Source organism: Stenotrophomonas sp. (assembly GCF_059505245.1).
In genome coordinates this window covers 197820-221691 of record NZ_JCACKF010000002.1, presented here as the reverse complement: position 1 = coordinate 221691, position 23872 = coordinate 197820, and the positions used below count along the sequence as shown (strand labels likewise).

Sequence of the window (23872 nt, the reverse complement as noted above, 5' to 3'; positions counted from 1 at the left end):
GGGGCCCTTATATTTCCCTTGTTTGATTTTGTTGTTGGCCGCCCGGGGCCCGCCACGACCGGGCGATCAGGTCTGCTTGCGCCGGATCGGGATGGCCGACACCGGCACCGAGGCCACGTCATGCCCGCCTTCGCGGATCGGTGCGCCCGGGTCCGGTGCCCAGGCGTGGGCGTAGATTACTTCCCAGCTGCTGGGCAGCTTGCCGTCGGCGCGTCGCATCGGTTCATACGCCGCTGCCGCCGCGGCGAAGCGGCCACGCCCGGTCAGCGTGTGGCGGCGGTCCACCCGCGCATTGGTCGCGCCCATCGCGCGCAGCTCCCGCATCAACGAGGGCAGGTCGTCGTAGGTCAGGGTGAACAGGTCGCGGTCCAGCACCGGGTCGCGGAAACCGGCCATCATCAGCGCATCGCCGAACTGGGCGATCTGCGCGAAGCGGCTCACGTGCGGGCGGTCATCGGCGGCCGCGAACGCTTCGTTGAGTTCGACCAGCGTATCCGGGCCGAAGGTGGAGCACAGCAGCAGGCCGCCGGGCTTGAGCACGCGACGGAAGCCGGCGAACACCGCCGGCAGGTCGTCCACCCACTGCAGGCACAGGTTGCTGAAGATCACGTCCACGCTGTTGTCGGCCAGTGGCAGCGCGGCGGCGTCGCCGCACAGGCGCTGGAACGGCTTCCACCAGCCGGCCTGGCGCTTGGCCTGGTCCAGCATCGGCAGCGCCACGTCCAGCGCGATCACCTGCGCCTTCGGCCAGCGCTTCTTCATCAGCGCACTGGCGTGGCCGGTACCCGCGCCGATGTCCAGCACTACCTCGGGCTTGCGTGCCTCCAGGTAGTCCAGCGATTCCACCAGCCGCGCCTGCACCTCGCGCTGCAGGGCGGCGGCGGCGTCGTAGCTGTTGGCGGCGCGGGCGAACGCGCGGCGGACATGGCGGGCATCGAAGTGGGACGGCATTGCGAAAGTCTCTTAGAACGTACCGGGGTAGGCGCCGCCGTCGATCAGCAGGTTCTGCCCGGTGAGGTAACCGGCCTGTGCGCTGCACAGGAAGGCGCAGGCCGCGCCGAATTCATCCGCCGTGCCGAAGCGGCCGGCCGGGATCTGCTGGCGGCGGCGTTCGGCCACTTCGGCAGCATTGCCGTCCTTGCCCGCACTGTGGGCGAAGTTGGCGCGCAGGCGGTCGGTGTCGAACTGGCCGGGCAGCAGGTTGTTGATGGTGACATTGTGTGCCACGGTGCGGCGCGACAGCCCGGCGACGAAGCCGGTCAGGCCGCTGCGCGCGCCGTTGGACAGTGCCAGGATGTCGATCGGGGCCTTCACCGCCGAGGACGTGATGTTGACGATGCGGCCGAAGCCACGCGCGATCATCGCGTCCACGGTGGCGCGGATCAGCGCGATCGGCGCCAGCATGTTGGCGTCCAGTGCGGCGATCCAGTCGTCGCGCTCGAAACTGCGGAAGTCGCCCGGCGGCGGGCCACCGGCATTGGTGACCAGGATGTCCACCTGCGGGCACGCGGCGAGCGCTGCGGAGCGACCGGCCTCGGTGGTCACGTCGGCGGCGACCACGCGGACTTCGGCGGCGCCGGGCAGGGCGCGCAGCGCTTCGGCGGCGGCCTGCAGCGCAGCCTCACCACGGGCCACGATCACTACGTTGACGCCCTCGCGCACCAGCGCACGCGCGCAGCCCAGGCCCAGCCCCTTGCTTGCGCCGCAGACCAGTGCCCAGCGGCCGTTGATACCCAGATCCATGCATCAATCCTGCGGAATGAGGAAGGCGCTCATTGTCCGCCATCGGCCGGTGACAGGCCGGCAACGAAGTGTTGCAGGGCGGCGGCCACCTCGTCGGCATGGCCGAGGAAGGGCGCATGGCCGCCGTGGGCGATGGTCAGCGCCTGCGCACCGGGGGCCAGTGCCGCGGCGGCCTGCATTGCCGCCGGAGACACCAGCCGGTCACGCTGGCCGGCGATCCACAGGCTGGGCTTGGCCAGCGTCGGCAGTGCGCCACGCAGGTCGGTGCTTTCCAGCAGGCGCAGGCCTTCCAGCAGGGCGCGTTCGGTGGGTGCACCGCGCTCGACCAGGCGCTGGCGCAGCGTGCGCAGCTCCTCGCGGGCGTGTGCCGAGCCCATGACATCCAGCGCCAGGAAGCGTTCCAGGGTGCCACCGAAGTCGGTGGCCAGCTCGCGCCCGAACTGCTCGAACACCGCCGGCTCCACCGCATGCGGCCAGTCGTCGCCACGCACGAAGCGCGGCGTGGCCGCGATCATCGCCAGCCCGCGCACCTTCGGCAGTGTCGCGGCGGCGTGCAGCGCGAACAGGCCGCCCAGCGACCAGCCGCACCACACCGCAGGCGGCGTGGCCGCGGCAATGGCATTGACCACGAACGGCAGGCGCAGCGGCGTGGTGTCCTCGCGGCTGTGGCCATGGCCCGGCAGATCAACCAGATGCAGGGTGAAGTGATCGGCCAGGCGTTGCACCAACGGCGCGAACACGCCGCCCTGCAGGGCCCAGCCATGGATCAGTACCAGGTCCGGCCCCTGGCCGGTGACGTCGATATGCATGGGGAAACGGCAACAGGCTCAGGCAAAGACAGGCAGCGGCGGTGGCGCGGCCTCACGCGCGGCCAGGTCGACGCGATCGCGCGCGCTGGCAATGGCTTCGACCAGGCCACGCACCTGCTCGGGGGTGTGCAGCGCGGACAGCGTGACGCGCAGGCGCGCCTTGCCTTCGGGAACCGTGGGCGGGCGGATCGCGCCGACCAGCCAACCGGCCTGTTCCAACGCCTGGGACATCGCCACGGCGCGATGGTCGTCGCCACACAGCAGCGGCTGGATCGGCGTTTCCGAGGCCATCAGGTCCAGGCCATGGCGGCGGGCTTCGCCGCGGAACAGCGCGATCAGATCGGTCAGTTTCGAGCGCCGCCAGTTGTCACGGCGCGCCAGGCGCACCGCTTCCAGTGCTGCTGCGGCCAGCGCCGGCGGCATCGCAGTGGTGTAGATGTACGGGCGTGCGGTTTCGGCCAGGTGCTCGACCAGGTCGTCGCGGCCCAGCACCAGCGCGCCGGAACCGCCCAGTGCCTTGCCCAGCGTGACCAGCTGCAGCGGCACATCGTCCACGCCCAGCCCGGCGGCGGCCACGGCACCACGGCCATCACCGACCACGCCCACGCCGTGTGCATCGTCCACATAGAACAGCGCCTGCTGCAGGCGTGCCACCAGCGACAATGCACGCAGCGGTGCGATGTCGCCATCCATGCTGAACACACCGTCGGTGGCCAGCATCGCCGCGCCGTCGGGCGCGTGCTTGAGCTGGCGCATCGCGCCTTCGGCGTCAAGGTGCGGATAACGGCGCAGGCGCGCACCCGCCAGCCGCGTCGCATCGAGCAGGCTGGCGTGGTTGAGCTTGTCCTGCACGCACACATCGTTCTCTTCGCTCAGCAGCGCCTGCTGCACGGCCAGGTTGGCGGCGAAGCCACTGCCGAACAGCAGCGCGCGCGGGTAGCCCAGCCACTCCGCCACTTCGCGCTCCAGTGCCTCATGCAGGGCGTGGTGGCCGCAGACCAGATGCGAGGCGCCCGCGCCGGAGCCTTCGCGTGCGGCCGCATCCTGCAATGCGTTGACCACGCTGAACTGCTGGGCCAGGCCCAGGTAATCGTTGCTGCAGAAGCCGGTCAGCCACTGGCCGTCCACCTCCAGGCGGACGCCATCACGACGGCTGACCGTGCGCCGCGTGCGGCGACGGCCTTGGGCATCGCGCAGGGCGCGTTGGGCGTGGAGGCGGGCGGTCAGGTCGGGGCGGGCCATGGCGGCTGAATGCGGCGACGGGGCGGCTAGGGTAGCGCGTTGCCGCGGCGCCTGCTTGCGGCCCGTCTCAGGCCGCGTGAGCGCAGCCACAGGCGGGCGCATCGGCGCTGATATCAGCGTGCACGGTGCCGCCGTGGTCGTGGCCCTCGGCATCCACCTGCACCGCCATCGGCTGCAACCCCAGCCGCGCGAACAGGGCCAGGTCGCGCTCGCTCTCCGGGTTGCCGGTGGTCAGCAGCTTGTCGCCGTAGAAGATCGAGTTGGCACCGGCCACGAAGCACAGCGCCTGCAGTTCGTCGCTCATCGCCTCGCGACCGGCCGACAGCCGCACCATCGAACGCGGCATGGCGATGCGTGCCACCGCGATCATGCGCACGAACTCGAACGGATCCAGTTCGGCACTGCCATGCAGTGGCGTGCCCGCCACCTGCACCAGCTTGTTGATCGGCACCGAATCGGGATGCGCCGGCAGCGTGGCCAGCGCCAGCAGCAGGCCCACGCGCTGCGCGCGCGTCTCGCCCATGCCGACAATGCCGCCGCAGCAGGTTTTCAGACCGGCATCGCGCACGTGCGCCAGCGTGTCCAGGCGGTCCTGGTACTGGCGCGTGTGGATGATCGAATCGTAGTAGTCCGGCGCGGTGTCGAGATTGTGGTTGTAGTAGTCCAGGCCGGCGTCCTTCAGCGCACGCGCCTGCTCGCCACTGAGCATGCCCAGCGTGGCGCAGGTTTCCAGGCCCAGTGCCTTCACCCCGGCGATCATCGCCGCCACCTTCGGGATGTCGCGGTCCTTCGGCGATCGCCACGCGGCACCCATGCAGAAGCGCGATGCGCCGGCAGCCTTGGCCTGGCGTGCCTTGGCCAGCACCGCGTCGGTGTCCATCAGCTTCTGCGCGTTCACCCCGGTGCTGTAGCGCTGTGCCTGCGGGCAGTACGCGCAGTCTTCCGGGCAGCCGCCGGTCTTCACCGACAACAGCGTGGACACCTGCACCTGCGCTGGGTCGAAGTGCTCGCGATGGACTGCGGCAGCGCGGAACAGCAGCTCGGGGAACGGCAGATCGAACAGCGCCTGCAGTTCGTCGTGTTGCCAGTCGTGGCGGATGGCAGCAGCCATGGCGGGACCTTGGGTACGAGTGGAGCGAGGGCGGCAGTGTGGGTGGGTTGGTGAGCCCTGTCAACTTGATTGATTCCCATGTGGTTTACATCGACTGACCGCCATGAATGGGCGCTACGGTGTAAGTTCATTGCTGCATACGGACGCGCGAGCACGTGCCATGAACAGCTACCAGCCCTACCCGATCCGCCGCGACGCGGTGCTGTGCAGCCTTGCCGAACTGCCCGACGGCGGCCTGCGCGTGGTGCTGGATGATCTTCGCCAGTCCGACACGCCAGGGGAGTGGAAGAACCACGTCTTCGTGACCTTCAAGGACTACCCGGCAGGGCAGCTCGATCCGGCGACGTTGCCGAAGGAGGAGCTCGAGGCTTTCGGACACTATGTGCTGGTTCGCCTGTTGGCCATCAATGGCCGTCTGCGCGATACGGACGAGCGCTCCGACAACGATGCCCATCTCACTGACCAGGCGCGGCAGAACATCGCCGCGCTGACCAGCGAGGACATCGCCTCGATCGATGAGCAGCTGTTCTCCCTCTGCGACGGGCAGTTCCGAAAGATCGCCTACATTGTGGGCATGGTCATGTCGCTGCAGCCGAAGTGCCGATCGGGAATTCCCGATGTGTTCTATGCAGGGCGTGTACGCATGCTGGTGGAACGGGGCATGTTGCAGGCGCAGGGCGACCTCACGCGGATGGGCTGTTGCGAAGTGCGCGTCCGGCAGTAGGCTTGCGCCTACCAGGACCTCATTGGAACTGTGCTTACATCTACCTGCTGGAAGGACACATGCTGAAGTCCATCCAGAAGATGGGGGCATCTGAGGCAATGAAAGAAGGATGCGCATGGAACCGGATACGATGCCGCAGGGCGGAAAGCTGCTGATACTCGATCTGGATGAGACGCTGGTGCATGCCAGCGAGCGTGAACTGGAGCGAGCCGCGGATTTCCGCCTCGTCGGCTACCACGTCTACCTGCGGCCCCATCTGCAGGCATTCCTCGACTATGCCTTTGCCCATTTCACGGTGGGTGTGTGGACGTCGTCCGGGCAACTGTACGCCGAACCGCTGGTGGATCGGCTGATGCCGGGGCGTCCGCTGGCATTCCTGTGGTCCGCGCCGCGGTGCAGCACGGCCCGTGATTGGGAAACCGGCGGTTACACCTCGCAGAAGCGGCTGGGCACGCTGAAGCGCCACGGCTTCCGTTTGGAGCAGATGATCGGTATCGATGACACGCCCGGCAAGTACGCCAGAAACTACGGAAATCTGGTCGCGGTGCGTGAGTTCACCGGTGATCCGGCTGATGACGAGCTGGCCCATCTGCAGCTGTATCTGGAGTGGCTGCGGCAGCAGCCCAACGTGCGTGCGGTGGAGAAGCGCCGGTGGCGGGAGCGCCTGCAGGCATAGGTAGCTGCACAGGGCAGGTGCTATCGGCGAGCACCCGCACTCGCGCGTTTCACCGCATCCTGCAAGGCCTGAAGCCACAATAACCGCTGCCCAACGCAAGCGCTGGCGCGCAGACTGTGCCCCATGACCGATCTCCATCGCCTCCGCGGCCGCATCACCGCGCTGGTTCTCAGCGAGGCCTGGCGCCGCCGTGCCGCGCTCTGGGGCGGCGCGGTGGCCGTGGCGTTGGTGGCCATCCTGTTCGCCAAGGCCAGCGACGCGGCCTTCCATCTGTTCCAGCGCATCACCGCGCACTCGCCGTGGTGGGCCCTGCTGCTCACGCCGGGCATCTTCGCGCTGCTGGCCTGGTTGACCAGTGGCGTGCTGAAGCCCACGCGGGGCAGCGGCATTCCGCAGGTCATCGCTGCGTTGGACAAGCCCGATGAGCCATTCCGGAAGACCAATCTTTCGCCTGCGGTCTCAGCCGGCAAGCTGCTGCTGACCTCGTTGTCGCTGCTCGGCGGCGCGTCGGTCGGACGCGAAGGTCCCACGGTGCATGTGGGTGCCAGCCTGATGTATCTGTTCGGCCGCTGGTTCGGCTTCAAGGATCCTCGCGAGCTCTCGCACTTTCTGCTGGCCGGTGGTGCAGCGGGCATTGCCGCGGCGTTCAACACGCCGCTGGCCGGCATCGTATTCGCCATCGAGGAGCTCAGCGGCCGTTTCGAGCATCGCTTCTCCGGCACCCTGCTGACGGCGGTGATCGTCGGTGGCGTGGTGTCGCTGGGCCTGCTCGGCAACTACACCTACTTCGGCCATGTGAGCGCGCGGTTGCCGCTGGGGCAGGGCTGGCTGGCGATCGTGCTGTGCGGCGTGGTGGCCGGGCTGCTGGGCGGCCTGTTCGCGCGCGCGGTGCTGGCCAGTGCGGCGGGCCGCCCGCGTTGGCTGGGCCAGCTGCGCCAGCGGCATCCGGTGCTGCTGGCCGCAGGCTGCGGCCTGGCGGTGGTGGCACTGGCTTTGACGTTCGGCGACGGCGCGTTCGGCACCGGCTACGAACAGGCGCGCAGCCTGGTACAGGGGCAGGCGTTGGTCGGCCACGAGTTCGGGTTGATGAAGCTGCTGGCCAACCTGGCATCGTACGTGGCCGGCATACCCGGCGGCCTGTTCTCGCCCGCGTTGGCGGTCGGCGCGGGGCTGGGCCACAATCTGGCGGTGCTGATGCCGGGCGTGGACCCACGTGCGTTCGTGCTGCTGGGCATGTGCGCCTACCTGACCGGCGTCACCCAGGCACCGCTGACCTCGGCGGTGATCTCGCTGGAGCTGACCGACAGCGGCGATCTGCTCCTGCCGATCCTGGCCACGGTGCTGATCGCGCGGGGCGTGTCCGGTCTGGTATGCCGGGTGCCGATCTATCGTGGGTTGGCGGAGGTGTTGACGGCGTCGGCCGTTGCATCAACCGGGCCTGGGCAGGGCGGACGCCTTTCCTGATCGGCAGCACCCTCTGCAGTTGCGGGCAGTCCCGACACTGCGATCGGTGCTTCGCCGATGGCCGCACATGGGCAGCGCGATGAAGCATGGGCAATGCGCATTGATCTCCTGCATTCGGCAACCCGTGTCTCCCGCGCACTGCTGGGTGTCCTGCTGCCACTGCGCTGCCTGGTCTGCGGCGATCCGGGCCATGATGATCTCGATCTGTGCCGCGCCTGCCTCGCCGGACTGCCCTGGGCCGGTCGCGCCTGCCTGCGGTGTGCACTGCCGTTGCCGGATGAGGGCCTGATCGTCTGCGGCAGCTGCCGCGAGGAAGCACCACCGCAGACGGCCACGCACGCCAGCCTGCTGTACCTGCCGCCGGTGGACCAGCTGCTGCTGCGCTACAAGTTCCATCAGGACCTGGCGGCCGGTCGCCTGCTGGCGCAGTTGATGCAGCGCGCACCACCGCCCTGGTCCTGCCCGCCGCTGGTGCCGGTGCCGCTGCACCGCCGGCGCCTGCGCCAGCGCGGCTACAACCAGGCTGCCGAGCTCTGCCGGCTGCTGCCGTTGCCGGTCTGGCAGGGGCTGTACCGGCGGCGGCACACCGCACCGCAGTCCGAACGCACGGCCGAACAGCGCAGGGAAAACCTGTTCGATGCGTTCGATGTCCACGGGCCGGTGCCCACGCATCTGACCGTGGTCGACGACGTGATGACCACCGGCAGCACGGTGATGGAAATCGCCGAAACCCTGCGCTGCGTGGGCGCCAGAGAGGTGCGGGTATGGGTGTGCGCGCGGGTGCCGTGATCGCTCCCTTCATCGCAACGGGCTAGGATGAACCCGGTTCCGGATCGAAGGAGTGACCATGAATTCCCCCTTGTCTCCCTTGTTGTCAGCGGTTGGCCGCAGCTGGTGGATCCTGCTGCTGTATGGCCTGGTCGCGCTCGGCTTCGGCATCATCGCCATCGGTTGGCCGCTGTCCGCAGCCATGGCATTGGCCTGGACGCTGGGCGTGATGGCCATCATCGAAGGGGTCATCAGCCTGTTCGCACTGATCAGTGGTGGCAGCGGCGCCTCGCGCGGCTGGCTGGCGCTGTATGCCATCGCTTCGCTGGGCTTCGGCATCCTGGCGGTGATCAACCCGCTGGCCACCGCCAGCGTGCTGGTGCTGTTCCTGGCGGCGTGGCTGCTGGTAGCCGGCATCTATCGCATCGTCTTCGCGATCCGCGTGCGCAAGCAGGTCCAGGGCGAGTGGCTGCTGATCCTCAGTGGCGTGCTGGCGGTGGTGCTGGGGCTGCTGTTCGCGGCCAATCCATACGCAGGCGTGGCGGTGACCACGCTGTGGATCGGCATTGGCAGCCTGCTGTACGGGCTGCTGCAGGTGCTGGTGGCGTTCAAGCTGCGGAAGCTGAAATGAGGGGCGCGCTTCCGCTCCTGCTGGGCGCGGCGCTGGTGCTGGCCGGATGCATGCCGGGTGCCACGCCCGGTGCGCTGGCAGGCAAGGATCATGCGCCGCGCGCCGGCGTGGACGTGCGCCTGAGCGCGGTCGATGCGGCTGGCAACGGCACTCCGGCGCACTGGCAAGGTGAAACCCTGGCCCTGCGCGAGCCGCCGATTGCCGGCAGTGCGGACATCGCCGATGTGCGCTACGTGCTGGACGATGCCAAGCAGCCAGGCCTGCAGATCCGCTATCGGCCAGAAGCGCATCAGCGCATCCACGATGGCACCTCGGCCCTGGTGGGCCAGCGCGCGGCGATCAGCGTGGACGGCCGCGTGCTGATGGTGGCGACGGTGAAAGGCCCCTTCGGGGAATCGATGATGCTGAGCGGGCTGCCGAGCATTGCCGAGGCGCAGGCGCTGGCCAGGCACATCACCGGTCAGTGACGGGCGCGCCAACACCACCACGCTACGCGCGGAGGTCGACCAAGGTCGACCGCTACCGTGCGAACCGTGCCTCGATCTCCTCCAGTGACTTGCCCTTGGTCTCCGGCAGCCAGAACGCGGCTACCAGGAAGAACACGAACGTGCACGCCGCCCAGAACAGGAACATGCTGGCGTAGCCGTAGTGGCCCACCGTGGGCAGGAAGATGGCGGCGATGGTCGTGGACACGAACTGGTTGATCAGCAGGGCGATGCTCATGCCGTTGGAGCGGATGCGATTGGGCATCAGTTCCGACAGTGCCAGCCACACGCAGACGCCGGGGCCGACCGCGAAGAACGCGACGAACACCAGGATGCAGGCGGCTACCGCCCAGCCATGCGCCGGCGGCGGCACCGGGCCGATGCGGGCCTGCTCGATGCGCAGCGGTGCCTGTGCGGCCTTGGCCGGGTCGGCGAACGGGTTCAGATGCAGCTTGCGGAAGAACGCGCCGATCACACTGTCCGGCTGCACGGTCCCGGCACGCTCGATGCGCAGCTCGCGGTCGGTCAGGCTGTCGCTGCGCAGGGCGCGCACATTGGTGAAGTCACCGTAGGCGTACGACACGGTCAGCTGCATCGGCCGGCCTTCGCTGTTTATGCCACCGCCCAGGCGCTGCCACCGTGCGTCGTCCAGCACCAGCCGCAGGCCGTCGCCGCTGACCGCCGCGTGCAGTTGCGGCTGCACGTCGGCGCGGCCACGCTCGGCCTGGAAGAACAGCGTGGCGGCAGCCAGCAGGGCCACGCAGATGCCGCCGCTGCCGAGCATCAGCAGGAACTTGCGGCCCTTGCGGTCGACCAGCAGCAGCGCGACCACGGTCATCACCGCGTTGAGCAGCTTGATCGCCACGTCGGCGCCGTTGGCCACCGAGCCGGACAGGCCGGCCTGGTTGAGGATGTTCACCGCGTAGGCCAGCACCGAATTGATGCCGGTGGCCTGGGTGCAGGCCAGCACCACGCAGGCCAGCACGAACGGCACCACGTAGCGTCGGCTGAGCAGTGGGTCGCGCTTGCCGTCGCTGCTGCTCGATTCCGGCGCCTGGATCTGTGCAAGGGTGGGTTCCACGTCGGCAGCAGGCAGCACCCGCTGCAGGCTGCGGCGGGCATCATCGACGCGGCCGCGGCGCACCAGCCAGCGCGGCGATTCGGACAGCCAGAAGATGCCGGCACAGAACAGCAGGCCGGGCGCCAGACAACTCCAGAAGATGGTGCGCCACGCATGATCCTTCACCGTGAACAGTTCCTGCGCCTGCTGCGCCAGCGGCAGCGAGCGCACGGCTTCGGCGGCGGCATCCACCGCATGTGCGTGGTACAGCCCGATCAGTGCCGCCAACACCAGGCCGATGGTCAGCAGCAGCTGGAACATCGCCGCACCGCGTCCACGCCGCTCGGGGCTGAGCACTTCGGCCAGGTACAGTGGAATCACCACGCCGATCAGGCCGCCACTGATGCCCTGCAGCAGCCGCCCGAGCAGCAGCGGCGTATAGCCTGAGGCCAGCGCCATGATCGGAATCGACGCGGTGAACAGCAGGCCGGCCAGCAGCATCGCACCGCGGCGACCGATCAGGTCGGCGACCATGCCGGCGAACAGCGAGGACAGCACGCTGCCCAGCAGTACCGCCGCCACCACGAAGCCGAGTTGCTGGCTGCTGAGCTGCCAGGCGTGGCTGGCCGTTGCCTCCAGGTAGGGCAGGGCACCGGCGATGATGCCGATGTCGATGCCGTACAGCAGGCCGCCGAGGCCGCCGATGAAGAGCAGGTAGCGTACGGGCCAGCGCGGGGCGGTGCTTGCAGTCATCGGCAGTTCCTGTGGTAGCGCCGGGCCAGGCCCGGCGGCGGTTCGTCGCAGAGTGCATTCTGTAGAGCCGAGCCATGCTCGGCTGCTTTCCGTTCCGATATCGAGGTTCCCCATGCCGCGCTTCGCGCGGTGAGCCGAGCATGGCTCGGCTCTACAGGGAGCCCGCGCGGCATCCGGGCCGCATCGCTTGCGTCAGGTCAGATCGACCGCGCGCCCACCAATGACCACCTGCTGCAGGCGCAGTTCGGCGTCCAGCACCACCAGGTCGGCGCGGGCGTCGGGCGCGATGCGGCCGCGATCACCCAGGCCCAGATAGTCGGCCGGGAAGGTGGAAACCCGCTGCGAGGCGTCGGCCAGGTCCAGGCCGACGCGCACCAGGTTGCGCAGCGCCTGGTCCATGGTCAGTGCGCTGCCGGCCAGCGAACCCGTCGCCAGGCGCACGCAGCCGCCGCACTTGTGCACGCGCTGCTCGCCCAGCGCGTACTCGCCGTCGGGCATGCCGGTGGCGGCAGTCGCGTCGGTCACCGCGTACAGGCGCGGGATCGCGCGCGCGGCCAGCCGGATAACGCCGGGGTGGATGTGCTGCAGGTCGGGGATGATCTCGGCGTACTGCGCATGCGCCAGCGCCGCCGCCGCAATGCCCGGGCGATAGTGGTCGACGCCGGTCATGCCGTTGAACAGATGGGTGAAACCGGAGGCACCGGCCTGCAGCGCCGCCACGCCCTCCTCGTAGGTGCCGGCGCTGTGGCCCAGCTGCACGCGGATGCCCATCGCCGAAAGCGCGGGTATCAACGCGGTGTGCTCGCCGATCTCCGGCGCCAGCGTCATCACCCGGATCGGCGCCAGCGCGTGCAGCTGCTGCACCAGTGCCACCGTCGCCTCGATCGTACGATTGGGCTGTGCGCCCAGCCGCTGGGGGCTGATGAACGGTCCTTCCAGATGCACGCCGACGATGCTGGCGGCGTCGGCATCGGGCGCCGCCATTGCCGCAGCGACGCCGTGCAGCGCGTGCTCGATCTCGTCCAGCCCGGCGGTCATGGTGGTCGCCAGCAGCGTGGTGGTGCCGAAGCGCAGATGGGTGCGGGCGATGGTGCGTGCCACGTCGCCGCCCTGCATCAGGTCCACGCCGGCCGCGCCATGCACATGCAGGTCGACGAAGCCGGGCAGGATCACCGGCAGCTGCAGGTCGTCGGCGCCGCTGTGGTCGTCCACCTGCAGCCGGCGCACGCGTGAATCGAAGTGGACGTGCCCGCGCCGCCAGCCCAGCGGGGTGAGGATGCGGCCATGCAGGGTGCGGGTCTCGGTCATGCGGTGGGCTCGGCGATGATCACTTCGATGCCCAGCCGCTGCAGCCCTTCGCGGGTTGCATCGTCGATGCCGACGTCGGTGATGATGGCGTGGATCTGGTCCAGCAGGGCGATGCGGTGCAGGCTGACGCGGCCGAACTTGGAGGCATCGGTCAGCACCACGATGCGGCGCGCACGCTCGACCATGCGGTGGTTGAGGCGGGCTTCGGCCTCGTCGTGGGTAGTCAGGCCGAACTGCAGGTCCAGGCCGTCCACGCCCAGGAACAGGGTGTCGAAGCTGTACGAGTTGAGGCTGGCTTCGGCCTGGCTGCCCTGCAGCGACAGCGACTGCTGGCGCAGCAGGCCACCGGTCAGCAGCACGGTGATGCCCGCGGCATTGGCCAGTTCCCAGGCGATGTTCAGGCCGTTGGTCATCACCGTCACGTCGCGATGCGCGCGCAGGTGGCGGGCCAGCGTCATCGTGGTCGAGCCGGAATCGATGATGATGTTGTCGCCCGGCTGCACCAGGCGCGCAGCGCGCGCACCGATCGATTCCTTCAGTGGCAGGTTCAGCGCGTCCTTCTCATGGATGTCCTGTTCCTGCGGCGGCGTGCGCACCAGGGTCGCGCCGCCGTGGGTGCGGTTGGCCAGGCCCTGCGATTCGAAGTGGGTCAGGTCGGCACGGATCGTCACCGCCGACACGCCGAAGCGCTCAACCAGATCGGCCACCTGCACCGAGCCGTGCTCGATCAGCAGCTGCAGGATCTGTTGCCGGCGGGAGCGGGTGTTGCGCATGGCCATTCTCGGTTTTGCGGGAAAAGGTAGAGATTAGCCGTTCGCAGGAACGCCGGCAGCCGAACCTGCGTTCTGCGTGCGGGGTCCGGCCTGGTTGGCGCTGCAGGCACGGGCGTACTCACCCAGGCACAGGCCGATGCGGTGCTGCACCAGCGCGGTGGGGGTGTTGGCCAGGCTGCCTTCGCGCACGGCGCGGTACTGCTCCGGCAGGTACTGGCTGAGCAGCACCAGCGGCGGCGCATGCTGCTCCAGGTTGGCGAACAGGGTCTGCACCGCCTGTACCAGCGCCGGCTCGCCCCAGTAGTAGCGGCAGCGGTCGCTGAAGGAATAACGGCGCAGCAGGCGCAGCGCGGCGGCATCGCCCTGGTAGTAGGACTGCCAGTACTTCGGCTGCGCCACCATCACCTCGTCCAGCACCTGCGGCAGGCGCGAGCACTGTGCGGCCGGCAGCAGTTCGGCCTCGATCGCGGCCAGCGCGAACAGCGCCTCGCGGTAGGCGAAGGTGGCCGCTGGGCCGACCTTGAGGATGGCGAAGTGGTCGCGTACCAGCGCATGCAGGCCGCTTTCGCGCTGGTAGTCGGTGGAATGTGCTTCGAACACGATGCGCGGCTGCCGCTCGAGGAAGTCGGCCAGCGCATGGGCGGCGTCCGGGTTGTACTCATGCACGCTGCTGTGGTCGAAGTCCACGCCCGGCTGCACCACCATCGCGATCACGCGCTGCCACGCATCGCGCAGCTGTGGCGTGTCGAACGCCTGCTGGTGGATGGCCAGGGTCTGCGCGGCGGCAGCCGGCGTGGTCACCTGCAGGCCTTCGGCCAGCGAGGCTTCGCCGCCGGGAATCGGCACCTCGGTACCGATCACGTAGACCGGCGGCGGCAGGCCGTGTTCGGCGGCGGTGCGTTCGGCGATCTCGGCAAGCTCGGCCGAACGCGCAGCGACGATGGCATCGGGCAGCGGCACCGGGTCATCGGCGCAGGACATGCTGCAGTCGAGGTGGATCTTGTGGAAACCGGCGGCGATGTAGGCTTCGATCAGCACGCGCGCGTGGGTCATCGCTTCGGCCGCCGGGCGCTTCTGCCAAGCATTCGGGCCGAGATGGTCGCCGCCCAGGATCAGCCGTTCGCGTGGGAAGCCTTCCTCATCGGCCAGGGTGCCGACGTAATCGCGGTACTGCGGCGGGGTCATGCCGGTGTAGCCGCCGAACTGGTCGACCTGGTTGGAGGTGGCCTCGACCAGCAGCACGGTGCCATGTGCCTGTGCCACGTGCATGGCCGCGCGCAGCACCTGCTCGTTGCTGCAGCAGACGCTGTACAGGCCGACATTGGCACCGGCGCGGTGGGAAGCAAGCAGGGTCTGCAACGGGGACATGGTCAGGCTCCGGACATCAGGAAAACGAGGGTTGGCAGGCGAGCAGGGCGGCACCACGTGCGCCACCGGCATCGCCGAAGCGTGGCGGCACGATCGGTGGCACCTGCACACCCTTGAACAGGTGGGCGGCGATGGCGGCGGGCAGGTGCTGGTACAGCGGCGCGTACTGCGAAAGGCCGCCGCCGAGCACGATCACGTGCGGGTCCAGCGCCAGCACCAGCGCGGCCAGGCTGTGGCCGAGCAGGTCGCGATGGATGTCCAGCGCCTTGCGCGCGCGGGCATCACCGGCTTCGGCCAGGGCGATCACCGCGCTGGCGTCGGCGGCGCTGCCACCAAGGTGGCGCTCGATCATCGCCACGCCACTGCCGGACACATAACGCTCCACGCAGCCCTGCAGGCCGCAGGCGCAGTCGATCAGCGGCAGGCCGTGGCGCTGCAGCAGATGACCGGGCACGCTCCAGTGGCCCCATTCGCCGGCCAGCCCGTTGAAACCGGTCAGCAGGCGGCCCTGCACGCAGAAACCACCGCCAGCACCGGTGCCGAGGATGGCGCCGAACATGCTGGGGTAGCCGTCGGCGGCACCGCCGTGTGCTTCAGACAGGGCAAAACACTGCAGGTCGTTGCCGAAATGCAGCGGGCGTTGCAGCCGCGCCTGCAGGTCCGCGGCCACGCTGTGGCCGGTCAACGCAGGCACGTTCGCGCTGAGCTGGCGGCCGCTGCGGCGGTCGCGCACGCCGGGCAGGGCGATGCCGATCGCCGCATCACTGCGGCCCAGTGCGGCATCGGCCTCGGCGACCAGCGCCACGACTGCCTGCAGGAAACCGTCGTAGTCACCCTGTGGGGTGGCCACGCGGCGGCGCCAGGTAACCTGCATCGCCACATCGCACGCCACCAGCTCGATCTTGGTGCCGCCGATGTCGATGCCGTAGCAGGCGTGGGCGATCAGCTCAGCCATGGTGGATGGTGACGCCCTTGACGACGCGGTTGACGGTGCCGTCCGGGAACGGGTTGTCCGGGGTCAGGCCCAGCGCGGCCGAGCGCTGCAGTGCGAACAGCTGCGCAAAACCCAGCCACACCGGTGCCAGCCACGGATCGTCCAGTGCCGGCACGGTGAGGGTGTATTCGTCGTCGGCGCCGATGTCCGAATGCGGACCGATCGCCAGCACCTGGCCGGCCACGCCGTCGCGGCGCAGTTCTTCCAGCAGGTCCTGTTCGTAGCGGCGCGCCAGCGGCTGCACGCTGCGCAGCACCACCACCAGGGTGTTGCCATCCAGCGTCGACTTCGGGCCATGACGGAAGCCCAGGGGTGTGTTGGCCAGCGCCAGTACGCGGCCAGCGGTGAGCTCCAGCACCTTCAGCGCGCACTCGCGTGCCAGTGCTTCCAGCGGGCCGCTGCCGAGGTAGATGATGCGGTTGAACGGGCGCTGCGCCAGTGTCGCCACCGGTGCATCCCACTGCGCCAGGCCTTCGCGGGCCAGTGCGGCGATCTGCTTCAGGCGCGTCACGCGCGCATCCCACGGCGAACGATCGAACACGGTCAGCGCGGCCAGCAGCATGCAGGTCAGGCTGCTGGTCATGGCGAAGGCGCGGTCGCAGCTGGCCGACGGCATCAGCAGGGTGCAGGTGTCGGCACGGCCGGCGCCACGGCGGGCCAGCTCGCCATCGGCGTTGCAGGTGATGTCGAGGAAGCGCGCGTCATCCACGTCGCTGCGCACGCGGTCAACCGCCGCCACGCTCTCCGGGCTGGAGCCACTGCGGCCGAACGAGACCAGCAGGGTCGGACGGTCGCGCTGCAGGTACAGCGCCGGGTGGGTCAGCAGGCTGGTGGTGTGCACCACGCGCACCTCGGCAGGCCATTGTGCGTTGATCGCGTCGGCCACCATTTCGGCGATGAAGCCGGAGCTGCCGGCGCCGGTGAACAGCACGCGCTGGTTGGGATCGTTGAGGCTGTCGCCGAGGAAGGCCTGCAGGCGGTCGCGGGCACGCGACAGGTCCTGTGCGAGGGCGTCCCACAGCGCAGGCTGCTGGGCGATTTCGGTAGCGGTATCGGCTCCGCCAAGGCGCTGCCAGGCGGACACATCGGAAAGCAGGGTGACGTCCATTCGGAGGTTCCAGTTGGGCCAGCGCACCATCTGCGTTTTCTTTCGAAATGTCAAACATCGAAAGTAAAAAGAAAGAAAAAGGTGGGTGGCTTTGCCTTGCGCGCGATGCCGGGAAAAACGAAAGGACCGAATGAATGCCGTATCGCACAATGCTTAACAGGCACCTGCAAGCGTTTACACAAAGTATTGCGGCGCAGCAACTTTCGTTTCAATGGAATATATCTTCCTTTTTCCTTTCAATTTGTTGACATCTTTCGAATCGCTGCCCTAGAGTCGGCCCAACCGCTTTCGAAACGCCCGGTGAACGGGTTGGGAGTCCGCGTGGAAAACTGCGTTCGTCGCTCGCCGCTGATGCTGGCCCTGGTGCCGGCCTTGATGCTGGCGTCCATGACGGCCCGCGCCGAGCCGGTCGGCAACCTGCGTACGGTCAGCGCCAGCGCCAGCCGCGACGGCGTGCAGGGCTGGGACCTGCAGACCGACAAGGGCGCGCGCATCCGCATTGAACTGCCGGCGACCGACATCATCCGCGTGCAGGCCGGCCGCAACGGCACGTTGACCGGCGCCGGCGACAAGGCCGCGCCGATCGTGCTGCCGCAGCCCAAGGCGAGCGTGCAGGCGCAGCTGGAAGAAGACGCACAGGAAATCCGCGTGCGTACCGAGGCACTGGTACTGCATGTACAGCGGCAGCCGCTGCGCCTGCGCCTGGAACGGCTGGACAATGGCCAGCCCACCGCGCTGTGGCAGGAACTGCAACCGCTGGACCTGGATGCCACGCAGAGCGTGCAGGTGCTGTCCTCGCAGGCCGATGAGGGCTACTTCGGTGGTGGCCAGCAGAACGGCCGTTACCAGTTCAAGGGCCGCGAGCTGGAGGTGTCCTATTCCGGTGGCTGGGAAGAAGGTGATCGGCCGAGCCCGGCGCCGATGCTGCTGAGCAGCCGTGGCTGGGGCATGCTGCGCAATACATGGAGCGATGGCAGCTACGACCTGCGCCAGAGCGACCAGGCCACGCTGCTGCATCGCGAAGACCGCTTCGATGCGTACTACTTCGTGGGCGCCGACCTGCCCAAGCTGATCGAACGCTACACCCAGCTGACCGGCCGCCCCAACATGGTCGCGCGCTGGGCGCTGTCCTACGGCGATGCCGATTGCTACAACGACGGCGACAACAGCAGGAAGCCCGGCACCGTGCCCGAAGGCTGGAGCGACGGCCCGACCGGCACCACGCCCGATGTGATCGACAGCGTGGCCAAGCAGTACCGCGCCCACGACATGCCCGGTGGCTGGATCCTGCCCAACGATGGCTACGGCTGCGGCTACAAGCAGCTGCCGGAAACGGTGAAGGGGCTGGCCGGCTACGGCTTCCGCACCGGCCTGTGGACCGAGAACGGCGTCGACAAGATCGCGTGGGAAGTGGGCAAGGCCGGCAGCCGCGTGCAGAAGCTGGACGTGGCCTGGACCGGCAAGGGCTACCAGTTCGCGATGGACGCCAACCGCCAGGCATTCAACGGCATCCTCGACAATTCCGATTCGCGCCCGTTCCTGTGGACGGTGATGGGCTGGGCCGGCATCCAGCGCTACGCGGTGGCATGGACCGGCGACCAGAGCAGCAGCTGGGATTACATCCGCTGGCACGTGCCGACCCTGGTCGGTTCGGGCCTGTCCGGCATGGCCTACGCCAGCGGCGATGTGGATGCGATCTTCGGCGGAAGCGCCGAGACCTTCACCCGCGACCTGCAGTGGAAGGCGTTCACGCCGGTGCTGATGGGCATGAGCGGCTGGTCGTCGAACGCGCGCAAGCACCCGTGGTGGTACGACGAGCCCTACCGCAGCATCAACCGCGACTACCTGAAGTTGAAGATGCGCCTGACGCCATACATGTATGGGCTGGTGCACGAGGCCGCGCAGACCGGTGCACCGCCGGTGCGTGGCCTTATGTGGGACAACCCGCGCGATCCGCATGCGCAGGATGAAACCTACAAGTACCAGTTCCTGCTCGGCCGCGACCTGCTGGTGGCGCCGGTGTACCGCAGCCAGGCCGCCAGCCGTGGCTGGCGCCGCGACATCCACCTGCCGGCCGGCGGCTGGATCGACTACTGGGATGGCCGTCGCGTGCAGGCCGCCGCCGATGGCCGCCAGCTCGACCGCCAGGTGGACCTGGCCACGCTGCCGGTGTTCGTGCGTGCCGGTGCGATCCTGCCGATGTACCCGTCGATGCTGTTCGATGGCGAAAAACCGCTCGATGAAGTGACCTTCGACCTGTACCCGCAGGGCGACTCGCAGTACACGTTGTACGAAGACGATGGCAACACGCGCCGCTATCAGCAGGGCGAGTCGAGCACGCAGGTAATCCGCGTGCAGGCGCCGGCGCAGGGCAGTGGCCCGGTGCAGGTGCAGATCGACGCCGTGCAGGGCCAGTACAACGGCCAGCTGGCGCAGCGCCGCTACGGCCTGCGCGTACTCAGCCGGCAGGCACCACGTGCGGTGCAGGCCGGTGGCCGCGCGCTGCCGGCGCTGGCCGATGCTGCCGCCTTCAACAGCGCCAACGAGGGCTGGTACTTCGATGCCAAGGACCGCCGCGGCAGCGTGCATGTGCGCACTGCCACCCAGGATATCCGCCAGCCACTGCAGCTGCAGCTGGACTTCGCAGTCGCTGCCGCAGCCACCGATGATGCCTATCCGGCCGCACCGGTGCTGGGCCGCGAACTGCCGGCCGACAGCCTGCTGGTGGTCAACCGCCCGGCCGAAGAGCCTGGCCATGCGTTGGAAAATGCTTTCGACGACGATCCGGCCACCTGGTTCCGCAGCGTGCGCAACCAGGCCGTGCGCACCGGCGCCCACGAGTGGGTGATCGGCTTCGGCGAGCGGAAGATGATCGATGGCATCGACATCGCGCCACGCAATGACAAGAACTGGAAGCACGGGCAGGTACGTGACTATGAGGTCTACCTGGGCGACAGCAACGGTGAGTGGGGCGAGCCGATCGCCCGTGGCCGCCTGCAGTTGAAGGAAGGCGTGCAGCGCATCGACTTCCCGGCCCACGCCGGCCGCCTGCTGCGCTTCCGCGTGCTGAGCGTGCAGAACCCCGAAGGCGACGGCGCCAGCAGCACCGACCCGATGGTCACCGCCGCACAGGGCAGCGCCCGCGCGTTCGATGCACTGCAGCCGCGCGATGTCGGCCCGATCGCCCTGTCCACCTTCCACATTCTCGAACACCAGGAACCGGAGCGACCGGCCCGGCAGCGCTATCTCTCCGAGCTGCCGGTGCCGGCCGCGCTGGCCAGCCAGCTGCGTACCGACCAGTCCTTCCGTGGCGACGCCGGCATGCGCATGAACGGCCTGCAGTTCCGCCGTGGCCTGGGGGTCGGCGCCAACAGCCGCATCGACCTGCGCCTGCAGGGCGGCTGGCACCTGCTGCGTGCCGACCTCGGCATCGACGACGCCTGCCGCAGCGCCGGCGGCCTGCAGTTCCAGGTCTGGGGTGACAACCGCCTGCTGTACGACAGCGGCCTGGTCAAGGCACCCGGCGTGGTCAAGCCGGAGCTGGACATCCGTGGCCTTTCCACCCTGAGCCTGCGCACGCTGGGTGCGCAGGGCAGTCAACCCGCCCAGGTCTGCGCCAACTGGGCCAACGCCGTACTGATCGGCCAGGAGGGCGACTCCGCCAGCATCGTCGCCCCATGACCCCCACGTAACACCGCTCCTTCCCCGCCCCATCCCGACTACGGCCCTCATGGCCGTGGCCCGGGAGCGTTTTGCCCGCCGAACGCCCACGCGCTCACCCAGTTGCGCCGCACCCTTGCCAGGAGAGAACCCCGATGTTGCCCGCCCGCCACCACCGCCCCCCCTGCCGCCCGATCGCTCCGCTGACGCTGGCCATTGCCGGCGCGCTGTTCTCGCTTGCCGCTCCTGCCTTCGCCCAGGAGAGCAAGGACAACGCCACCGACCTGGCCCGCATCGAGGTCACCGGCTCCAACATCCGCCGCACCGACGTTGAAACCGCCTCGCCGGTGCAGGTGATCAGCAAGCAGGACATCCAGAACATGGGTGCGCGCACGCTGCTGCAGGTGCTCGACAACCTGCCGGCCGCCCGCCCGGCGCAGCAGGACGCGCGCTCGCTGTTCACCGGTTCCGACGGTGCCTCGCAGGCCAATCTGCGCGGCCTCGGTGCCCAGGGCACGCTGGTGCTGCTGAACGGTCGCCGCCTGTCGTACTACGGTGCGCCGGCCGGCTTCCAGACCCAGTTCGTCAACATCGATGCGATCCCGGCGGCGGCCATCGAGCGCATGGAAGTGCTGACCGACGGCGCGTCGGCCGTGTACGGTACCGACGCGGTGGCCGGCGTGATCAACGTGATCACCAAGCGCAACTTCCAGGGTGCCGAGATCAGCTTCACCAACGACACCTCCTCGCGCATCGATTCCTACGGTGAGCGCCAGGCCAGCATCACCGCCGGCTTCGGTGACCTGGCCGAGAACCGCTTCAATATCTATGGCGCGGTCAACATGTACCGTCGCGACGCGATTCCGCTGAGCGATTTCTACGACAAGCGTCCGGACCAGTACTACGTCAACAACCCGAACTACCTCAACAACCTGCGCCTGGGCGTGGGCAGCAAGCCGGGCGAGTTCAACCCGGGCACCTACTTCGCCTTCGATCCGGTCACCGGCCGCCGCGTGCAGGAAGCTGCGCCGGGCTGCAGGAACGTGCTGACCAGTGAAGCGGCCGGCCCGCGTTGCGTCTGGGAAACCTGGATGAACAACGAGATCGATGCCGGCGCCAAGTCCGAGCGCAACACCGCCTACCTCAACGGCACCTTCCTGGTCGGTGACAACACCGAGATCTTCGCCGAGGCGACCTATACCGACATCGACCTGCGCGCCAACGGCGGCACGCCGCGCACCTATGGCACCACGACCGGCAACCCGACCAGCTGGTTCTCGCGCAACACCGGCAACACCGTCAACCAGTTCCTGTACCCGTTCCTGGGCCCGAACAACGAGTACAACCACGCCAGCCCGCAGTTGAGGGCCATGATGGGCGGCGTGGTCGGCCTGAACTACCTGCTGCAGGATGCCGGCGCGAACTACTTCGGCCAGCGCAACACTGACAAGAGCTACCGCGTGCTGGCCGGTGCGCGTGGCAACCGGGGCGACTGGAACTGGGAAACCGCATTCGCCAGCGCGGGTACCCACTCCACCACCTACCAGACGATCAACGTCAACACCAAGGGCTTCGAGAAGGCCTTCGGCCCATACACGATCGATCCGGGCACCGGTCGGGTGATCATCTCCGACCACCCGGCTTACAAGTTCGGCGAGATCAGCGAAGCCAACGCCGCGTTGATCCGTGAAGCGTTCCCGACCTTCGACATCCAGTCGTGGACCCGCCTGCATACCCTGGACGGCAAGATCGAAGGACCGCTGTTCCAGCTGCCGGCCGGCGAGATGCGCGCCGCGTTCGGTTTCAACGCCAGCCGTGAGACCTTCTACACCCCGGGCAACGCCGATGCGGCCAATGGCCTGATCACCCAGCAGGGCGGCTCGTGGTTCGACGGCAAGCGCAACACCTACGCGCTGTTCGCCGAGACCGTGGCGCCGATCACCGACAAGCTGGAGCTGGATGCCGCAGTGCGTGTGGACAAGTATCCGAACTTCAGCGCCAACATCGCGCCCAAGATCGGCTTCAAGTACCAGGCGTTCGACCAGCTGATGCTGCGCGGTACCTACTCCACCGGCTTCCGCGCACCGAGCCTGGCCGAGTCCGGCAACGGTGGCGTGTTCGCCCAGCTCGGCGGCTTCCGTGACGAGCTGCGCTGCGGCGAGACCAATGCCATCGCCAACCTGCTGCTGAAGTCGCAGCGGCCGGGCGATGTCGATTTGGGCAAGAGCCTGCTGAACGTCGATTGCAGCCGTACCGTCGCGCGCATGACCCAGCCGAACAAGGACCTGAAGCCGGAGAAGGCGAAGATCGCCACCCTCGGCTTTGTCTACGAGCCGGCGAGCTGGCTGTCGGTGTCGGCCGACTACTGGTTCATCTACCGCAACAATGAAATCGTCGCGCCGGACTATCGCCGCATGGAAGACATCATCTCGATGTCGCGCTCGCCGATCACCGACAGCGACCGTGCCAACCTGGCCCAGCTGGCGGCAATGTGCGCCGATCCGGCCAGTGGCGTGAACTGCCCGGCCACTCTGCCGGGCTACTCGGCAGGCAACGTCGCCAGCGTGGTTGGCCAGTACAAGAATCGCGGCAAGACCCTGATCGATGGCTTCGACATCGACGCGCGCAGCCGCTTCTCGCTGGGCGACTGGGGCAACCTGAACATCGGCCTGGCCGCCACCATCGCCAACCGCAACCGCTTCTACATGGACGCCGAGAACGGCTGGTACTACGGCGACGTGGTGGGCTACTACAACAACCCGCGCCTGCGTGCCACGCTCAATGCCGACTGGACCTACAAGCAGGTGACCACCAGCATGTTCGTCAACTATGTCGGCGGCACCAAGTGGGCCACCGACCAGATCGACGAAGAGAGCAACAACAAGGAAACCTGCACCGGCGGCTACCTGGCCCTGCAGAAGAGCAAGTGCGATGGTGCACCGTCGTGGTGGACCGCCAACATGAGCGTCACCTGGCGCCCGGATGATGCGTGGAACCTGAGCTTCACCGTCAAGAACCTGTTCAACCGCCTGCCGTTCTACGACCCGAACAGCTTCCTGGGTGACTCCAGTGACTACGCAACCATCTTCGGCCGTGGTTACAGTGTGACCATCGGCTACCGGTTCAAGTAATTCCGTTTGCGTGACCTGGCGTGCCGGCTGCGGCCGGCACGCTGCCAAGAGGAGAGATGTTTGC

General features: G+C 68.2%; 19 protein-coding genes. 8 read left to right on the top strand and 11 right to left on the bottom strand.

Translation table 11 applies throughout. From position 1 onward, the window contains the following. Nucleotides 1-66: 66 nt before the first annotated feature. The 5 genes from bioC to bioB all read right to left on the bottom strand — a co-directional run bounded on the left by bioC (nt 67) and on the right by bioB (nt 4905). Entirely contained in the window at nt 67-951 is an 885-nt protein-coding gene (gene bioC / locus AC5JLE_RS02005; RefSeq protein ID WP_014648766.1) for a malonyl-ACP O-methyltransferase BioC, read from the bottom strand. Nucleotides 952-963: 12 nt separating this feature from the next. Beyond that, nucleotides 964-1743: an SDR family oxidoreductase gene (locus tag AC5JLE_RS02000; RefSeq protein ID WP_014648765.1), complete on the bottom strand. Its 780-nt coding sequence runs from the start codon at nt 1741-1743 to the stop codon at nt 964-966. 29 nt (nt 1744-1772) lie between these two features. After that, on the bottom strand, nt 1773-2552 hold the full coding sequence (gene bioH, locus AC5JLE_RS01995) for a pimeloyl-ACP methyl ester esterase BioH (protein ID WP_032957531.1): 780 nt from the start codon (nt 2550-2552) through the stop codon (nt 1773-1775). A gap of 18 nt (nt 2553-2570) precedes the next feature. Continuing rightward, nucleotides 2571-3794: an 8-amino-7-oxononanoate synthase gene (gene bioF / locus AC5JLE_RS01990; RefSeq protein ID WP_014648763.1), complete on the bottom strand. Its 1224-nt coding sequence runs from the start codon at nt 3792-3794 to the stop codon at nt 2571-2573. Nucleotides 3795-3861: 67 nt separating this feature from the next. Beyond that, on the bottom strand, nt 3862-4905 hold the full coding sequence (gene bioB / locus AC5JLE_RS01985) for a biotin synthase BioB (protein WP_014648762.1): 1044 nt from the start codon (nt 4903-4905) through the stop codon (nt 3862-3864). 160 nt (nt 4906-5065) lie between these two features. Between bioB and AC5JLE_RS01980 the strand changes: the two genes are divergently transcribed. The 6 genes from AC5JLE_RS01980 (at nt 5066) to AC5JLE_RS01955 (ending at nt 9635) form a co-directional block, all read left to right on the top strand. Beyond that, entirely contained in the window at nt 5066-5629 is a 564-nt protein-coding gene (locus AC5JLE_RS01980) for a DUF3658 domain-containing protein (RefSeq protein ID WP_496064973.1), read from the top strand. Nucleotides 5630-5738: 109 nt separating this feature from the next. Beyond that, nucleotides 5739-6305, top strand: a complete 567-nt coding sequence (locus AC5JLE_RS01975; protein WP_279943475.1) for an HAD family hydrolase — start codon at nt 5739-5741, stop codon at nt 6303-6305. 123 nt (nt 6306-6428) lie between these two features. Next, on the top strand, nt 6429-7769 hold the full coding sequence (locus AC5JLE_RS01970; RefSeq protein ID WP_496064972.1) for a chloride channel protein: 1341 nt from the start codon (nt 6429-6431) through the stop codon (nt 7767-7769). Between the two features lie 93 nt (nt 7770-7862). Next, nucleotides 7863-8558 (top strand): ComF family protein, encoded by a 696-nt coding sequence (locus tag AC5JLE_RS01965; RefSeq protein ID WP_014648759.1) that lies wholly within the window; start codon nt 7863-7865, stop codon nt 8556-8558. Nucleotides 8559-8616: 58 nt separating this feature from the next. Then, nucleotides 8617-9168 (top strand): HdeD family acid-resistance protein, encoded by a 552-nt coding sequence (locus tag AC5JLE_RS01960; RefSeq protein WP_401747709.1) that lies wholly within the window; start codon nt 8617-8619, stop codon nt 9166-9168. After that, nucleotides 9165-9635 carry a SecDF P1 head subdomain-containing protein gene (locus AC5JLE_RS01955; RefSeq protein WP_046433045.1) on the top strand — a complete coding sequence of 157 codons (471 nt, stop codon included), beginning with the start codon at nt 9165-9167 and terminating at the stop codon, nt 9633-9635. The genes AC5JLE_RS01960 and AC5JLE_RS01955 overlap by 4 nt, the downstream gene beginning before the upstream one ends. A 52-nt stretch (nt 9636-9687) precedes the next feature. On the opposite strand, the gene AC5JLE_RS01950 is transcribed toward AC5JLE_RS01955, so the two are convergent. The 6 genes from AC5JLE_RS01950 to AC5JLE_RS01925 all read right to left on the bottom strand — a co-directional run bounded on the left by AC5JLE_RS01950 (nt 9688) and on the right by AC5JLE_RS01925 (nt 17017). Then, complete coding sequence (locus AC5JLE_RS01950; RefSeq protein WP_496064971.1) at nt 9688-11466, bottom strand: MFS transporter; 1779 nt, start codon at nt 11464-11466, stop codon at nt 9688-9690. Between the two features lie 192 nt (nt 11467-11658). Next, nucleotides 11659-12774, bottom strand: coding sequence for an N-acetylglucosamine-6-phosphate deacetylase (gene nagA, locus AC5JLE_RS01945; protein ID WP_496064970.1), 1116 nt, complete (start codon nt 12772-12774; stop codon nt 11659-11661). Then, entirely contained in the window at nt 12771-13547 is a 777-nt protein-coding gene (locus tag AC5JLE_RS01940) for a DeoR family transcriptional regulator (RefSeq protein WP_496064969.1), read from the bottom strand. The genes nagA and AC5JLE_RS01940 overlap by 4 nt, the downstream gene beginning before the upstream one ends. 33 nt (nt 13548-13580) lie before the next feature. Further along, nucleotides 13581-14915, bottom strand: a complete 1335-nt coding sequence (locus AC5JLE_RS01935) for a D-tagatose-bisphosphate aldolase, class II, non-catalytic subunit (protein ID WP_496064968.1) — start codon at nt 14913-14915, stop codon at nt 13581-13583. Nucleotides 14916-14931: 16 nt separating this feature from the next. Beyond that, complete coding sequence (locus AC5JLE_RS01930) at nt 14932-15870, bottom strand: ROK family protein (protein ID WP_046433033.1); 939 nt, start codon at nt 15868-15870, stop codon at nt 14932-14934. Continuing rightward, nucleotides 15863-17017, bottom strand: a complete 1155-nt coding sequence (locus AC5JLE_RS01925) for an SIS domain-containing protein (protein ID WP_046433031.1) — start codon at nt 17015-17017, stop codon at nt 15863-15865. The genes AC5JLE_RS01930 and AC5JLE_RS01925 overlap by 8 nt, the downstream gene beginning before the upstream one ends. A gap of 321 nt (nt 17018-17338) precedes the next feature. Between AC5JLE_RS01925 and AC5JLE_RS01920 the strand changes: the two genes are divergently transcribed. Then, nucleotides 17339-20698, top strand: a complete 3360-nt coding sequence (locus tag AC5JLE_RS01920; protein ID WP_496064967.1) for a TIM-barrel domain-containing protein — start codon at nt 17339-17341, stop codon at nt 20696-20698. A 134-nt stretch (nt 20699-20832) separates the two neighbouring features. After that, complete coding sequence (locus tag AC5JLE_RS01915; protein WP_496064966.1) at nt 20833-23808, top strand: TonB-dependent receptor domain-containing protein; 2976 nt, start codon at nt 20833-20835, stop codon at nt 23806-23808. The last annotated feature ends 64 nt before the right edge of the window (nt 23809-23872 follow it).